This is a genomic window from Pseudomonas sp. R3-52-08, assembly GCF_003851745.1.
Lineage (GTDB): Bacteria > Pseudomonadota > Gammaproteobacteria > Pseudomonadales > Pseudomonadaceae > Aquipseudomonas.
Genome location: NZ_CP027730.1, coordinates 5,803,757 through 5,819,936 on the forward strand (window position 1 = coordinate 5,803,757; position 16,180 = coordinate 5,819,936).

Here is a 16,180-nt window from a genome sequence, read left to right on the forward strand (position 1 = left end):
CGCTCAAGCGACCAGGAGCAGCAACGTGGCGAAGCAAAGTTCTCAGAAATTCATCGCGCGCAACCGCGCGCCTCGAGTGCAGATCGAGTACGACGTCGAGCTCTACGGCGCCGAGAAAAAGGTCCAGCTGCCCTTCGTCATGGGCGTGATGGCCGACCTCGCCGGCAAGCCTGCCGAGCCGCTGGCACCCGTGGCCGACCGCAAGTTCCTTGAAGTGGACGTCGACAACTTTGACTCCCGCCTCAAGGCCATGCAGCCACGCGTGGCGTTCCACGTACCCAATGAGCTGACAGGCGAAGGCAACCTGAGCCTGGACATCACCTTCGAAAGCATGGACGACTTCAGCCCGGCCGCCGTGGCGCGCAAGGTCGATTCCTTGAACCAGCTGCTCGAAGCCCGCACCCAACTGGCCAACCTGCTGACCTACATGGACGGCAAGACCGGCGCCGAAGAAATCATCATGAAGGCGATCAAGGACCCGGCACTGCTCCAGGCACTTGCCAGTGCGCCCAAGCCTGCAGGGGAGCAGTAAGCATGACTGACAATACCGTTCGCGAAGGCGCGTCCAACCTGGGCGCCACCGAAGAAACCAGCGAGTTCGCCTCGCTGTTGATGCAAGAATTCAAGCCCAAGACCGAGCGCGCCCGCGAAGCCGTGGAAACCGCCGTGCGCACCCTGGCCGAACAGGCTCTGGCGCAAACCGACCTGGTGTCCAACGACGCGATCAAGTCGATCGAATCGATCATCGCCGCCATCGACGCCAAGCTCACCGCCCAGGTCAACCAGATCATCCATCACCCGGACTTCCAGCAACTGGAAAGCGCCTGGCGTGGCCTGCATTACCTGGTCAATAACACCGAGAGCGATGAGCAGCTGAAGATTCGCGTGCTCAACATCTCCAAGCCGGACCTGCACAAGACCTTGAAGAAATTCAAAGGCACGGCGTGGGACCAGAGCCCGATCTTCAAGAAGATGTACGAAGAAGAATACGGCCAGTTCGGCGGCGAACCCTACGGCTGCCTGGTAGGCGACTACTACTTCGACCAGTCGCCGCCCGATGTGGAATTGCTGGGCGAGCTGTCGAAAGTCTGCGCCGCCATGCACTCGCCATTCATCGCTGCGGCTTCGCCGACCGTGATGGGCATGGGCTCGTGGCAGGAACTGTCGAACCCGCGCGACCTGACCAAGATCTTCACCACCCCGGAATACGCCGGCTGGCGCTCGCTGCGTGAATCGGAAGATTCGCGCTACATCGGCCTGACCATGCCGCGCTTCCTGGCGCGCCTGCCGTATGGCGCCAAGACCGACCCGGTGGAAGCCTTCGCCTTCGAAGAAAACACCGACGGCGCCGACAGCTCCAAGTACACCTGGGCCAACGCCGCGTACGCGATGGCGGTGAACATCAACCGTTCGTTCAAGCACTACGGCTGGTGCTCGCGCATCCGTGGCATCGAGTCCGGCGGTGAAGTGGAAAACCTGCCGGCCCACACCTTCCCGACCGACGACGGTGGCGTGGACATGAAGTGCCCGACCGAAATCGCCATCAGCGACCGCCGTGAAGCGGAACTGGCGAAGAACGGTTTCATGCCGCTGCTGCACAAGAAAAACACCGACTTCGCCGCGTTCATCGGCGCCCAGTCGTTGCAGAAACCGGCCGAATACGATGACCCGGACGCTACCGCCAACGCCAACCTGGCCGCGCGCCTGCCGTACCTGTTCGCCACCTGCCGTTTCGCGCACTACTTGAAGTGCATCGTGCGCGACAAGGTCGGCTCCTTCAAAGAGAAGGACGAAATGCAGCGCTGGTTGCAGGACTGGATCCTCAACTACGTCGACGGTGACCCGGCGCACTCCACCGAAACCACCAAGGCCCAGCATCCCTTGGCAGCCGCCGAAGTGATCGTGGAAGAAGTGGAAGGCAACCCGGGGTACTACAACTCCAAGTTCTACCTGCGTCCGCACTACCAGCTCGAAGGGCTGACGGTGTCGTTGCGTTTGGTATCGAAGCTGCCTTCTGCAAAAAGCGCCTAACTAACTCGCTCGTTCCCACGCTCCGCGTGGGAATGCCGCCCGGGGACGCTCTGCGTCCCAGTAACGCAGAGCGTCACAGGATGCGTTACCACGCAGAGCGTGGGAACGATCACCAAATCAAGTGGCCTGGGCCACACAGGGAGAAAACATGGCTGTTGATATTTTCATCAAGATCGGCGACATCAAGGGCGAGTCCATGGACAAGGCCCACAAGGACGAGATCGACGTGCTGAACTGGAGCTGGGGCATGGCCCAGTCCGGCAACATGCATGTGGGCGGTGGCGGCGGCGCGGGCAAGGTGAATATCCAGGACCTGTCGCTGACCAAATACGTCGACAAGGCGTCGCCGAACCTGATGATGCACTGCGCCAGCGGCAAGCACATCGACAAGGTCAAGCTGACCGTGCGCAAGGCCGGTGGCGAAAGCCAGGTCGAGTACATGGTGATCAACCTGGAAGAAGTCCTGGTGACCTCGCTGAGCACCGGCGGTTCAGGCACCGATGACCGCCTGACCGAGAACGTCACCCTGAACTTCGCCCAAGTGATGGTCGACTACCAGCCGCAGAAAGCCGACGGCACCAAAGACGGCGGCGCGATCAAGTTTGGCTGGAACATCCGTTCCAACACCAAGCGCTGATAGCCCTTGTGACCGTGGTTTCACGCCACGGTCGCAAACCTTATGTTCCTCTCGCAACCCGTCCGTGGAGCTGCTTTGGTGGTAACTGAAATCGCTTCCCGCGACCGTCTGCAACCGTCCCTGCTGGACCGGCTGACCGACGACGACCCAACCAATCCAAAGGAAAGCGCGGACAAACGCGTGCTGTCCCTGACCCAATTGAAAGCCTCGGTATTGCGCGACCTGGCGTGGCTGCTCAACACCACGTCGTTGCTCGATGCCGATGCCACGCTGCACACCCCGGCCGGCACCTCGGTGGTCAATTACGGCCTGCCGGCACTGGCGGGCAACAGCGTTTCCAGCGTGGACATCAAGGCCCTGGAAGCGCTGATCTACCAAGCCATCGCGACGTTCGAGCCGCGCATCCTGCGCCACACGCTGCGCGTCAAAGCCCGCGTCGGCCAGGGTGAAATGAACCACAACGCCTTGAGTTTCGAGATCGAAGGCGACCTGTGGGCCCAGCCGGTGCCGTTGCGCCTGCTGCTGCAAACCGACCTGGACCTGGAGTCCGGCCATGTGCGTGTAGTGAACGCCGACCAACGGAGGCGCCCATGAACCCGCGCCTGCTGGAGCTGTACAACCAGGAATTGCACCACGTGCGCGAAAGCGCCGCCGAGTTCGCCAAGGAATACCCGAAGATCGCCAGTCGGCTGACCCTGTCCGGCATGGACTGCGCCGACCCGTACGTCGAACGCCTGCTCGAAGGCTTTGCCTACCTCACCGCCCGCGTGCAGCTCAAGCTCGACGCCGAGTACCCGACCTTCACCCACAACCTGCTGGAAATCGCCTACCCGCATTACCTGGCGCCCACGCCGTCGATGACCGTGGTGCAACTGCAGACCGACCCCGACGAAGGCTCCCTCGCCAGCGGCTTCCCCCTGCCCCGCGACACAGTACTGCGCGCCGCCCTGGGCCGTGAAACCCAGACCTGCTGCGAGTACCGCACCGCGCACCCGGTGAAGCTGTGGCCGTTGCAGGTGAGCAATGCCGAATACTTCGGCAACCCTGCCGCCGTGCTCGGCCGCCTGGCCGCCAGCGAACCGAAAGCCAAGGCCGGCTTGCGCCTGACCCTGCGCACCGGCGCCGAGTTGCCATTCAACAGCCTCGACCTGGATAACCTGCCGCTGTACCTCAGCGGCGCCGATGAGCAACCGTTCCGCCTCTATGAACAATTGCTGGGCAACGCCTGTGCGGTGTTCGCACGCAAGCCCGGCGGTGATTGGGTTGAGCGCTTGCCTCAGGACGCCTTGCGCTCACGGGGCTTTGACGATGCCGACGCGGCCATGCCGGTGGTAGCGCGTGCGTTCCAGGGCTATCGGTTGTTGCAGGAATACTTCGCCCTGCCCCACCGCTTCCTGTTCGTCGAATTCGCCGAACTGAGCCGTGCGGTCAAACGCTGCGACGGCCAGGAGCTGGAATTGATCGTGCTGTTCGACCGTCACGAGCCGAGCCTGGAGGGCAGCGTGGGCGCGGCGCAGTTCCTGCCGTTCTGCACGCCGGCGATCAACCTGTTCCCCAAACGCGTGGACCGCATCCACCTGTCCGACCGGGTCAACGAACACCATGTGATCGCCGACCGCACGCGGCCGATGGATTTCGAGATTCATTCGTTGAGCGGCATCACCGGCCATGGCACCGGGCCGGAGCAGCCATTTTTGCCGTTTTACGCGGTGCGCGATCCCTCCCGCTACGGCCGCGACCAAGCCTATTACACGGTGCGCCGCGAACCGCGTGTGCTGTCCAGCGACCAGCGCCGCAACGGCCCGCGTTCCACCTATGTGGGCAGCGAAACCTTCGTCAGCCTGGTGGACAGCCGGCAAGCACCGTACCGCCATGATCTGCGCCAGTTGGGTGTGACCGCACTGTGCACCAACCGCGACCTGCCGCTGTTCATGAGCGTGGGCAACGGCAAGACCGATTTCACCCTGGCCGACAGCGCCCCAGTGCTCTCGGTGCGGTGCGTCGCAGGTCCCAGCCGCCCGCGCCCCAGCCATGCCCACGATGCCAAGGCCTGGCGGCTGATCAGCCAGTTGTCGCTCAACTACCTTTCCTTAAGCGAACAGGGCCAGGGCGCCGGTGCCTTGCGTGAGCTGTTGCGCCTGTACGGCGACAGCAACGACGCCGCCCTGCAATTGCAGATCGAAGGCTTGCGCGACGTCAGCAGCAAGGCGGTGACCCGACGCCTGCCAATGCCGGGCCCGATTGTGTTTGGCCGCGGGTTGGAGATCACCCTGGAATTCGATGAAAACGCGTTTCGCGGCACCGGCGTGTTCCTGCTCGGTGCGGTGCTGGAACGCTTCCTGGCACGCTACGTGTCGATCAACAGTTTTACCGAGACGGTGATCCGTACCACCGAACGCGGCGAGATCATGCGATGGAAAGCCAAGCCCGGACGTCGTCCGACCCTGTGAGTACCCTGGACGCGATGCACCAGGAGCCCTGGGAATATGACTTCTTCCAGGCGCTGCGGCGTATCGAGTGCGAATCGCCGGACCTGCCGCGCCTGGGCCATTCTCTGCGCCTGGCGGATGACCCGCTGCGCCTGGGCCAACGGGCCGATTGCACCTTCGCCCCGGCCACACTGGCCTCGGTCGACCCCGGCGGTGACGGCAAGCCGGCGCGGCTGGAGCAGTTCTTCTTCGGCCTCGGCGGCCCCAACGGCCCGCTGCCGCTGCATATCACCGAGTACGTGCGCGAGCGCCAGCGCAACAATGCCGACAGCACCAGCAAACAGTTCCTGGATGTGTTCCACCATCGCCTGCTGACCCTGTTCTACCGGGCCTGGGCCGAGGCACGCCCGACGGTCAGCCATGACCGCCCGGATGATGACTACTGGTCCGCACGCCTCGCCGCCTTGAGTGGCCGAGGCATGCCGAGCTTGCTCAACCAGGGCTTGATCCCCGACACGGCGAAGCTGCATTACAGCGGCCACCTGTCGGCGCAGACCCGTTACCCGGATGGCTTGAAGGCCATCCTCAGCGAGTACTTCGGCTTGCCGGTGGAAATCGAAGAATACGTCGGCCAATGGCTGGAATTGCCCGAACGCAGCCGCGTCGGCGTCAGCGCCAACCGGCTCGGCGTGGATTTCTGCCTGGGCAGCCATGTGTGGGACCGCCAGCACAAATTCCGCATTCGCCTCGGGCCGCTGAAACTCGACGATTACATGGGCATGCTGCCCGGCCACCAGCCGTTCAACGAGCTGGTGGCGTGGGTCGCCGAGTACCTGGGCCATGAACTGGACTGGGACTTGAACCTGGTTCTGCAACAACCCGAAGTCCCGGCGCTGCAACTCAACGGCCAGTTCCGCCTGGGCTTCAATACCTGGCTCGGCCAACCTGCGCATGACGCCAACGACCTAATCCTGGCACGGCATTACGCCGATCACGCCACCACCTCAAGGAATCCAGAGCATGGGTGAAATCAGTCGCGCCGCACTGTTCGGCAAACTCAACAGCGTGGCCTACAAGGCCATCGAAGCCGCCACCGTGTTCTGCAAACTGCGGGGCAACCCGTATGTGGAACTGGCCCACTGGTTTCACCAATTGCTGCAGCTGCAGGACTCGGACCTGCACCGCATCATCCGCCAGTTCAACGTGGAGCCGGCGCGCCTGGCCCGCGACCTCACCGAAGCCCTGGACCGCCTGCCGCGTGGCTCGACCTCGATCACCGACCTGTCGTCCCATGTGGAAGAAGCCGTGGAGCGCGGTTGGGTGTACGGCAGCCTGATGTTCGGCGAAAGCCAGGTGCGCACCGGTTACCTGGTGCTGGGCATCCTGAAAACCCCGAGCCTGCGCCATGCGCTGCTGGGCTTGTCGGCCGAGTTCGACAAGATCAAGCCCGAGGCCTTGAGCGAGCGCTTTGATGAATACGTCGGCGACTCGCCTGAGAATGCCCTCGGCGCCAGCGATGGTTTCAATGCTGGTGTGCCTGGCGAAGCCAGCGGCGCCATGGCCCCCAGCGCGATGGGCAAGCAGGAAGCGCTCAAGCGGTTTACCGTCGACCTGACCGAACAGGCGCGCAGCGGCAAGCTCGACCCGATCGTGGGGCGCGATGAAGAGATTCGCCAACTGGTGGATATCCTCATGCGTCGGCGCCAGAACAACCCGATCCTCACTGGTGAAGCCGGGGTGGGCAAGACAGCCGTGGTCGAAGGTTTCGCCCTGCGCATCGTCGCCGGCGATGTACCGCCGGCGCTCAAGGACGTGGAACTGCGCAGCCTCGACGTGGGCTTGCTGCAAGCCGGCGCGAGCATGAAAGGCGAGTTCGAACAGCGCCTGCGCCAAGTCATCGAAGACGTGCAGGCCTCGGCCAAGCCAATCATCCTGTTTATCGACGAGGCTCACACCCTGGTCGGTGCCGGTGGCGCTGCCGGTACTGGCGATGCGGCCAACCTGCTCAAGCCTGCCTTGGCCCGTGGCACCTTGCGTACCGTGGCCGCCACGACCTGGGCCGAGTACAAGAAGCACATCGAAAAAGACCCGGCCCTGACCCGCCGCTTCCAGGTGGTGCAAGTTGCCGAGCCGTCGGAAGACAAAGCGCTGCTGATGATGCGCGGCGTGGCCTCGACCATGGAGAAACACCATCAGGTGCAGATTCTCGATGAAGCCCTGGAAGCCTCGGTGAAGCTGTCCCATCGCTACATCCCCGCGCGCCAGTTGCCAGACAAATCCGTGAGCCTGCTGGACACCGCCTGCGCCCGCGTCGCCATCAGCCTGCACGCCGTGCCTGCCGAAGTGGACGACAGCCGTCGCCGTATCGAAGCGCTGGAAACCGAACTGCAAATCATCGCCCGGGAACATGCGATCGGCATTGCGATTGGCGCGCGTCAAACCAACAGCGAAGCGCTGCTGACGGCCGAGCGTGAGCGCCTGGCCAGCCTGGAAAGCCGTTGGGCCGACGAGAAAGCCTTGGTGGATGAGCTGCTCGCCACCCGCGCGACGCTGCGTGAAAAAATCGGCGAAGTCGACAGCGGCAACGACGAATTGCGCGCCCAACTGGTGGACCTGCAACAGCGCCTCAGCGCCCTGCAAGGCGAAACCCCGTTGATCCTGCCCACCGTGGATTACCAGGCCGTGGCCTCGGTGGTCGCCGACTGGACCGGTATTCCGGTGGGCCGCATGGCGCGCAACGAACTGGAAACCGTACTCAACCTCGACCAGCACCTCAAGAAACGCATCATCGGCCAGGACCACGCCCTGCAGATGATCGCCAAGCGCATCCAGACCTCCCGCGCCGGCCTCGACAACCCGAGCAAGCCGATTGGCGTGTTCATGCTGGCCGGCACCTCGGGTGTGGGCAAGACCGAAACCGCCCTGGCCCTGGCCGAAGCCATGTACGGCGGCGAGCAGAACGTGATCACCATCAACATGAGCGAATTCCAGGAAGCCCACACGGTTTCCACCCTCAAAGGTGCGCCACCGGGCTATATCGGCTATGGCGAAGGCGGCGTGCTGACTGAAGCGGTGCGGCGCAAACCCTATAGCGTGGTGCTGCTGGACGAGGTGGAAAAAGCCCACCCGGATGTGCATGAAATCTTCTTCCAGGTGTTCGACAAGGGCGTGATGGAAGACGGCGAAGGCCGGGTGATCGACTTCAAGAACACCTTGATCCTGCTGACCACCAATGCCGGTACCGAGCTGATTTCCCGCGTCTGCAAAGACCCGGCGAACATCCCCGAGCCCGAGGAAATCGCCAAGGCCCTGCGCCAGCCGCTGCTGGAGATTTTCCCACCCGCGCTGCTCGGCCGCCTGGTAACCATTCCCTATTACCCGCTGAGCGACGAGATGCTCAAGGCGATCACTCGCCTGCAACTGAACCGCATCAAGAAGCGCGTGGAGAATACCCACAAGGTCGCCTTCGACTACGACGACGCGGTGGTCGACCTGATCGTCTCACGCTGCACCGAAACCGAAAGCGGCGGGCGCATGATCGACACCATCCTGACCAACAGCCTGCTGCCGGACATGAGCCGTGAATTCCTCACGCGCATGCTCGAAGGCAAGGCGCTGGCGGGGGTGCGCATCAGCAGCCGGGATAATGAATTGCACTACGACTTCAGCGATTAACCTGACGAAATACTGCTCAAAATGTGGGAGGGGGCTTGCTCCCGATAGCGGTGCACCAGTCACCCAATGTATCAACTGACACACTGCTATCGGGAGCAAGCCCCCTCCCACATTTGGATTCGGTTTCTTCAGTTATTAAGGCGTTTACGGGACTATCGATGCTATTCAACCAAGCCTCACGCCTGGCCAAAATCACCAGCCCTCTCGGGCCGGATGTGCTGCTGCTCAATGAAATGGGTGGCGGTGAAGAGTTAGGAAGGCTGTTCAACTATGAGCTGCAACTGACGTCCCTGGACGCCAACATCGACCTCAACCAGTTGCTGGGCAAGCCAATGAGCGTCGGCCTGCAACTGGCCGACGGTGGCGAGCGGCACTTTCACGGCATCGTCGCGCGCTGCAGCCAGAACATCGACCAGGGCCAGTTCGCCAGTTACCAGGTGACGCTGCGCCCCTGGCTGTGGCTGCTCAGCCGCACCTCCGACTGCCGGATTTTCCAGAACCTGAGCATCCCGCAGATCATCAAGCAGGTGTTCCGCGACCTGGGTTTTTCCGACTTCGAAGATGCCCTGAGCCGGCCGTATCGCGAGTGGGAATACTGCGTGCAGTACCGCGAGACCAGCTTCGATTTTGTCAGCCGCCTGATGGAACAGGAAGGCATCTACTACTTCTTCCGCCACGAGCAGGACCGTCACGTGCTGGTGCTGGCCGACGCCTACGGCGCCCACACCACGGTGCCCGGCTACGCGTCGATCCCGTATTACCCCAAGGACGAGCAGCAGCGCGAACGCGACCATATGCATAACTGGCACCTGGCGCAGGAAGTGCAGCCGGGTTCGCTGGAGCTCAACGACTACGACTTCCAGCGCCCCAGCGCCAGCATCGACGTGCGCTCGGCCATGCCGCGCCCGCACACCGCCGGCGACTATCCGCTGTACGACTATCCCGGCACCTACGTGCAGAGCGCCGACGGCGAACACTACGCGCGCACCCGCATCGAAGCCCTGCAAACCCTGCATGAACAGATCGAGTTCGCCGGTAATGCCCGTGGCCTGGGTTCGGGCCACTTGTTCAGCCTCACCGGCTTCAGCCGCCAGGACCAGAACCGCGAATACCTGATTGTCGGCTGTCGCTACTACATCGTTCAGGAAAGCCTGGAAAGCGGCGGCGGCGCAGGCGGCGCGCAGTTCGAAAGCAGCCTCACCTGCATCGACGCCCAGCAAAGCTTCCGCCCGCTGGCCAACACTCACCGCCCCGTCGTCAAAGGCCCGCAGACCGCACTGGTGGTGGGCCCCAAGGGCGAGGAAATCTGGACCGACCAATACGGCCGCGTGAAGGTGCACTTCTACTGGGACCGCCACGACCAGTCCAACGAGAACAGCTCGTGCTGGATCCGCGTATCGCAATCCTGGGCCGGCAAGAACTGGGGCTCGATGCAGATCCCACGGATCGGCCAGGAAGTGATCGTCAGCTTCCTCGAAGGCGACCCGGACCGACCGATCATCACCGGGCGGGTGTACAACGCTGAGCAAACCGTACCTTACGACCTGCCGGAGAACGCGACCCAGAGCGGCATGAAAAGCCGCTCGAGCAAAGGCGGCACGCCGGCCAACTTCAATGAAATCCGCATGGAGGACAAGAAGGGGTTGGAGCAGTTGTACATCCATGCCGAGCGTAACCAGGACATCGTGGTGGAGGTGGATGAGAGCCATTCGGTGGGGCATGACCGGAATAAGAGTATTGGGCATAACGAGACGGTGACCATCGGCAATAATCGCCTGCGCATCGTCAAGCAGGAAGACATCCTCTCGGTAGGCCAGCGCAAGACCGACAGCATCAGCCAAAGCTACGTGATCGAAGTGGGCGAAAACCTGCGCCTGGTCTGTGGCGAAAGCATCCTCGAGCTCAACGCCAGCGGGCAGATCAACCTGACCGGTGTGCAAATCAGCTTCTACGCCAGCGGTGATGCCGAGTTCAACACCGGCGGCGTCCTGCACCTGAACAACGGTGGCGGCGCGGGCGCCACGCCTGATGGCCAGGGCGTGAAAGCCAGCATCGACGCCAATATCAAAGCCGCGTTCCCCACGCCTAAAAGCTCCTGACGAGACCTGTTTTTATGACGTACCGAATCAATGAGTTCCAGTTTCAGTTGCCTGCCGGCGAACTGCAGGACGCGACGATCAACATCCTCAAGTTTCCCGAGCTGGGCACGTCCCTGATCGTCAGCCGTAGCTTGCTCGCCGAAGGCGAAACCCTGCACAGCAACTTCAACGACCAGCTCCAGCGCCTGGAAAAACAGGTGCAGGAGTTGCGCTATCAACCCGGCGTCGATGTGCGTTTGGGGGCGAATCAAGAGGTGGAAGGCATCGAGCTGCGCAGCCAGTTCAACAAGGGTAATGACAAGGTCTTCCAGTTTCAGTTGGCGCTGGTGATTCCCGGCACGCGCAAGATGCTTGCCTTGAGTTACGTGAAGGCGGACGCGCTGGGTGATGCCGAAGCGGCGCATTGGGCATTGATCAAAAATTCGCTGTCGTTCGACGCTGTGTCCTGATGAGCAGCCTGCATGTCTGACGCGTTATGGGCCGCCCGGATGGGCGATGCGCTGGCCCACACCTCAATGATGGCCGACATCCTCGGCGGCGTGCTGGAGGTGGCGGCGAATATCGCGATCACCGCCGTGGCCACCTTTGCCGTGGTCGCAGCTACCGGCATTACCGTCGCTACCGGCGGGTTGGGATGCTTCCTGCTGGGCGCAGTGGTGGGCACGATAGTCGGCCTTCTCATGAGCAAGAGCGGGGCGGACAAAGGGCTGACGGATTTATGCGATGCCTTCAGCAACGCCCTGTTCCCCCCCACGGTGCAGGCAAATATTCTCACCGGCTCCACCGATACGCTTACCAACAAACTTCCAGCCGCCCGAGCCGCCGGGGCGATCAGTTCCCATGTCGCGCCCGCCGGAACCGAGCTGGAAGCTCCAGAGCCGGAACCCGAAGCCAGCTACCTGGACATGGCCGAGAGTTTCTTCTCACAGATGTGGCGCCCGACCGTCGCCTCCCCTGCGCCTGGCGCCGTGCCCAAGCCATTGGACCTGGTCGTGTGCATGAAGCACCCGCCGATGCCGCCGCAGTTTCTGGCCGAGGGCTCGGACAAGGTCACGATCAACGGCCAGCCGGCGGTGCGCAGCGGAGATCGCAGCACGTGTGATGCGACCGTGGTGTCATCCGGGCTGATTTCCTCCAACGTGACCATCGGCGGCGGTTCAGTGGTGGTGCGCGAGATTCGCAGCGGCAAGACGCCAGGCGTGGGGCTGGCGGTCACCGCGCTATTGATGCTCAAGGGCGGCAAGGGCAAGTTCTTCAGCAAGCTGCCGTGCATGCTGATCGGCGGCGCCACCTCAATGGCCGTCAGCAGTGCGATGGGCGCGCTGGCCAATGCGGCGATGGGTTCATCGAATCCGGTGCATGCGGCGACGGGTGCGAAAGTGTTGGGCGGCGATGACGAGCTGGATTTCGTACTGCCCGGCATCTTGCCGATTGACTGGCAACGCGTCTACAACAGCCGTGACGAGCGCACCGGTAGCCTGTTTGGTGCGGGCTGGAGCGTGCCGTATGAGGTGTGCGTCGAAGTCCGTGCTCATCCCGAAGGCGGCGAAACGCTGGTGTACACCGACGAGCAGGGACGCCCCATCGACATGGGTTCCATTCCCCTGGGGGGTGCGGTGTTCAGCGCCGGTGAAGGGCTTGCGGTGCGCAGACACCTCAACGGGCAGTTGTTGATCGAAAGTGATGATGGCCTGTACCGCCTGTTTGAACCCACGCCGACCCATGCCGCGCGGTTGCGCCTGGTTCAGCTGGGTGACCGCAATGACAACCGCATTTATGTCGACTATGACGCCGCCGGGCGCCTGCTGCGCCTGCGCGATACGTTTGACCTGGTGCAGGTTGAGCTGGTCCGCGACCTCGACTGCGTGGTCCGGATCGAACGCCTGTACCCCGATCAACACCGCGAAGTGCTGGTCAGTTATGCCTATGACGTGGCCGGTCAGTTGGCCGTGGTTCGCGATGCAACCGAGCAGGTACAACGGCGCTTCGCCTACGATGCCGGACGCCGGATGGTGGAGCACCAGTTGTCCACCGGGTTGCGCTGCTTCTATGAGTGGGCCTTGGTTGAAGGCCTGGAATGGCGAGTCGTTCGACACTGGACCGATGAGGGCGACGCTTACCAGTTCGACTATGACTTGCAGGCCAGCCTCACCCGCATCACCGATGGTTTGCAGCGCGTCAGCACGCGCCTGTGGAACACTCAGCACCAGATCATTCGATACAGCGACAACCTCGGCCAGACCTGGCTGTTCGACTGGAACGACGAACGCCAATTGCTCAGCGCCACTGACCCGTTGGGGGGCCGCTACGAATACAGCTACGACGATTCCGGCAACCTTATCGGTGAAACCGACCCGCTGGGCCGCAGCGACTCCACCTTGTGGCTGGAGCATTGGGCGCTGCCGCTGGTGGAAACCGATGCCGCCGGCAACAGTTGGCAGTATCGCTATGACCAACGCGGCAACTGCATCGCCGAAACTGACCCGCTGGGCTACGTCACCCGTTACCGCTATGACGCCCACGGTCAAGTCGTCGACATCATCGACGCTACCGGCAAGCGCAAAAAGCTGCGCTGGAACCCGTTCGGGCAATTGGTCGAGCATGTCGATTGCTCGGGTTACCCAACGCGGTTCAGCTACGACGAGCGCGGTTATCTGCAGGTCATCACCGATGCCCTCGGCGAGCGCACGCAGTTCAGCTATGACGCCCAGGGCCGTTTGCTCAGCAGCCAACTGCCGGACGGACGCAGCGAACAGTTCCAGCGTGATGTCAGCGGGCAGTTGGTGGGCTATACCGATCCCGCCGGGCATACCACGCTTTATCAACACAACCGGCGTGGCCAGGTACGCCAGCGCACTGACGCCCATGGCCGGCAGGTGCAATTTGGATACGACAGCTACGGGCGATTGCAAGCGCTGGTCAATGAGAACGGTGAAAGCTATCGATTTGCGTGGGATGCCGGCGATCGGCTGACTGAACAGCAAGACCTCGACGGCAGCGCCAAACGCTATGCCTACGACCCGCTCGACAATGTCACTACGGTGACGGCCATGCCTGCGCCGTTTGGCAATGGACTGGCGATTGTTCCTGAAACGCCACCCGCCCCCATCGTTCATCGGCTGGAGCGCGATGCGGTCGGCCGACTCATTGCTAAAACCACCGACGATGGTCGTACCGACTACAGCTACGATGAAGTGGATCAACTGACGGCAGTCACCTTCACCGATCTGCAAGGCAATGCCCAGGCCCTGGGGTTCAGTTACGATCCGCTTGGCCAGTTGCTTGCCGAACAGAGCTCGGCAGGCAGCCTGCAACACCACTACGACGAACTCGGCAACCTGATCCAGACCCAACTGCCGGACGGCCGTTGGCTCAATCGCCTGTATTACGGCAGCGGCCACCTGCACCAGATCAACCTCGACGGCCAGGTCATCAGCGACTTCGAACGCGACCGCCTGCACCGCGAAGTCCTGCGCACCCAGGGCCAGCTCAGCACCCGCAGCGAATACGACCGCAGCGGCCGACTGCGCGCACGCCAACGCCGCCTGGCGAGTCAGCCCTCGTTGATGCCAACCGCCGCGCAAAAGCACTTCGAGTACGACCCCACCGACAACCTGATCGGCAAACTCGACCAGCAACCCGCCGCACAACACCGCCAGCTGCTGCACTACGACGCCACCGGCCGCATCATCGCCAGCCAGGACAGCCTCCATGGCCAGCGCGAAACCTTCGCCTACGACGCCGCCGCCAACCTGCTCGACGGCCCGCAGGCCGGTGCCGGGTTGGTGGTGCATAACAAGCTGCTGACCTATCAGGACAAGCGTTACCGCTATGACGCGTTTGGGCGGATGATCGAGAAACGCAGTGCCAATCGCGGCGTGCAGCGGTTTGCGTATGACGCTGAAAGCCGATTGATTGAAGTGCGTAATGACGATGGCAGCGTCGTCAGGATGACGTATGACCCGCTGGGACGGAGGGTTGAAAAAACCGAGCATGGCAGCGATGGGTATCCGCTGGGGGAGACGCGGTTTACCTGGGATGGTCTGCGCTTGCTGCAGGAGCATAAGCACAGTCAGACGAGTCTTTATGTTTATCAGGACGAAGGCTACGAGCCCCTGGCCCGCGTCGACGGAAGCGGGCCGCTGCAGAAGATTCGCTATTACCACAACGACCTGAACGGCCTGCCGGAACAGCTCACCGAGGCCGACGGACACAACGTCTGGCAGGCGACCTATCGGGTGTGGGGCAATACGCTGGAAGAGGTGCGCGAGCCTTATTACATTGAAGAGCAGAATCTACGGTTTCAGGGACAGTACCTGGACCGGGAGACGGGGCTGCATTTCAATACGTTCAGGTTTTATGATCCGGATGTGGGGCGGTTTACGACGCCGGATCCGATTGATCTGGAGGGCGGACTCAATCTCTACCAGTACGCGCCAAACCCCTTTACCTGGGTTGATCCGTGGGGTCTGAAAACCTGCTATCACAAGAGAACAAAGAGCGAGATCAAAAAGCTACGTGCCAGCTTCAGCAAAAAAGGTGGCGCCAAAGAAAAGTATCTGAAAAAAATGGCCAAGGATCCCAAGTCTCTTCTGAAATACGGCCAGGCCGGAGTGGATAGAATGAAAAAGGGCCAGGTCCCTGAGAATTTTGACGTCCACCATAAAAAGCCACTATTCAGGGGCGGTAACAACCGCCAAAGCAATCTGATTCTTATGGACAAGGCTTACCACAAAGCTAACAGCAAGGCTCTACATTGGTATCCAGAAGGGGAGAATCCATATGGACTCAACTAAAAATGCGCGTTGTCAGGTCTGCAATGAGACTTTTGAGTTGGACGCGCAGCAGCAGAAATTTGTCGCTCCACTCGTTGCGAAAGGCCAGAATTTCATAATGATTGAGTGTCCTTCCTGTGGTTCCTCTACCCAGTTCGTCAAAGCAGCCGAGTCTGCAGACGGTTCGGTAGAACCCGCGAATTATCGATGCCCTATTTCTCAATGCGCCGGATGGGTAGACCTTGTTGAGGAACCACCTAGATCGTTCTGGGGCTGCGGAGCATGCGGTAGCATTTGGTATGAGGAGAAAAATCTACAAAAAGAAATTACAGGCATTGTTGCTCTACACCGCTATAGAGCCAGCAGTTACAAACAGCTGGACGGTAGGTGGGTTCCTGGTGATCTAAGTTCAGAACCAGAAAATTATGAAGAACTCGTCGAGAAGGAGCTAGCCGACGATCATGATCAGCTGGTAAGGGGGTAAAGGAGCAACGCCGACACACTTAGAATGAACCGTCTTCACCCCACAACAAA

At 61.7% G+C, this 16,180-nt stretch carries 11 protein-coding genes; all 11 read left to right on the plus strand.

Going from position 1 to position 16,180, the window contains the following annotated elements; genetic code table 11:
* Positions 1–25: 25 nt before the first annotated feature.
* Positions 26–532 (plus strand): type VI secretion system contractile sheath small subunit, encoded by a 507-nt coding sequence (gene tssB / locus C4J91_RS26900; protein ID WP_003195557.1) that lies wholly within the window; start codon positions 26–28, stop codon positions 530–532.
* Positions 533–534: 2 nt separating this feature from the next.
* Positions 535–2,031 (plus strand): type VI secretion system contractile sheath large subunit, encoded by a 1,497-nt coding sequence (gene tssC / locus C4J91_RS26905; RefSeq protein WP_124365002.1) that lies wholly within the window; start codon positions 535–537, stop codon positions 2,029–2,031.
* 148 nt (positions 2,032–2,179) lie between these two features.
* The gene (locus C4J91_RS26910; RefSeq protein WP_005792512.1) at positions 2,180–2,668 is read left to right on the plus strand and encodes a type VI secretion system tube protein Hcp; all 489 of its coding nucleotides are present in this window, start codon (positions 2,180–2,182) and stop codon (positions 2,666–2,668) included.
* A 78-nt stretch (positions 2,669–2,746) separates the two neighbouring features.
* Positions 2,747–3,262 (plus strand): type VI secretion system baseplate subunit TssE, encoded by a 516-nt coding sequence (tssE, locus tag C4J91_RS26915; protein ID WP_042945974.1) that lies wholly within the window; start codon positions 2,747–2,749, stop codon positions 3,260–3,262.
* Positions 3,259–5,118, plus strand: coding sequence for a type VI secretion system baseplate subunit TssF (gene tssF / locus C4J91_RS26920; protein ID WP_124365003.1), 1,860 nt, complete (start codon positions 3,259–3,261; stop codon positions 5,116–5,118). The genes tssE and tssF overlap by 4 nt, the downstream gene beginning before the upstream one ends.
* A complete protein-coding gene (gene tssG / locus C4J91_RS26925; protein ID WP_124365004.1) occupies positions 5,082–6,125 on the plus strand; it encodes a type VI secretion system baseplate subunit TssG in 1,044 nt (347 codons plus the stop codon). The genes tssF and tssG overlap by 37 nt, the downstream gene beginning before the upstream one ends.
* Positions 6,118–8,772 (plus strand): type VI secretion system ATPase TssH, encoded by a 2,655-nt coding sequence (tssH, locus tag C4J91_RS26930; protein ID WP_124365005.1) that lies wholly within the window; start codon positions 6,118–6,120, stop codon positions 8,770–8,772. Before tssG ends, tssH begins: the two co-directional genes overlap by 8 nt.
* 158 nt (positions 8,773–8,930) lie before the next feature.
* Positions 8,931–10,871 (plus strand): type VI secretion system Vgr family protein, encoded by a 1,941-nt coding sequence (locus C4J91_RS26935; protein WP_124365006.1) that lies wholly within the window; start codon positions 8,931–8,933, stop codon positions 10,869–10,871.
* A gap of 14 nt (positions 10,872–10,885) precedes the next feature.
* The gene (locus C4J91_RS26940) at positions 10,886–11,320 is read left to right on the plus strand and encodes a DcrB-related protein (protein ID WP_124365007.1); all 435 of its coding nucleotides are present in this window, start codon (positions 10,886–10,888) and stop codon (positions 11,318–11,320) included.
* A 12-nt stretch (positions 11,321–11,332) separates the two neighbouring features.
* Complete coding sequence (locus tag C4J91_RS26945) at positions 11,333–15,667, plus strand: RHS repeat-associated core domain-containing protein (protein ID WP_124365008.1); 4,335 nt, start codon at positions 11,333–11,335, stop codon at positions 15,665–15,667.
* Complete coding sequence (locus C4J91_RS26950) at positions 15,654–16,130, plus strand: hypothetical protein (RefSeq protein WP_124365009.1); 477 nt, start codon at positions 15,654–15,656, stop codon at positions 16,128–16,130. Before C4J91_RS26945 ends, C4J91_RS26950 begins: the two co-directional genes overlap by 14 nt.
* Positions 16,131–16,180: the final 50 nt, after the last annotated feature.